The 251-nt window shown below is 36.7% G+C and carries 1 rRNA gene; it reads left to right on the top strand.

Annotated features, from left to right (window positions below):
• Positions 1 to 63, top strand: a 16S ribosomal RNA gene (locus KH893_RS12955); the annotation flags it as partial.
• Between the last annotated feature and the right edge of the window lie 188 nt (positions 64 to 251).

Genomic DNA, 251 nt, shown 5'->3' with positions numbered 1-251 from the left:
ATGATTGGGGTGAAGTCGTAACAAGGTAGCCGTAGGAGAACCTGCGGCTGGATCACCTCCTTTCTAAGGAATAATACGGAAACCTGCACAGTTGAAACTTTGTTTAGTTTTGAGAGGTCTACTCTCAAAATTTGTTCTTTGAAAACCAGATAATATCTTTTTTAATTTTTATTAAACCGAGAACACCGCGTTTTAAAGAGTTTAAAACAAGAAAAAGTTCTTAACGCAAACTCATAGCCGTTTTACCGTTA

Origin of the sequence: Liquorilactobacillus sicerae (assembly GCF_029916425.1) — a bacterium.
GTDB classification, from domain to species: Bacteria; Bacillota; Bacilli; order Lactobacillales; family Lactobacillaceae; genus Liquorilactobacillus; species Liquorilactobacillus sicerae.
This window is presented reverse-complemented; position numbering and strand designations above follow the sequence as displayed.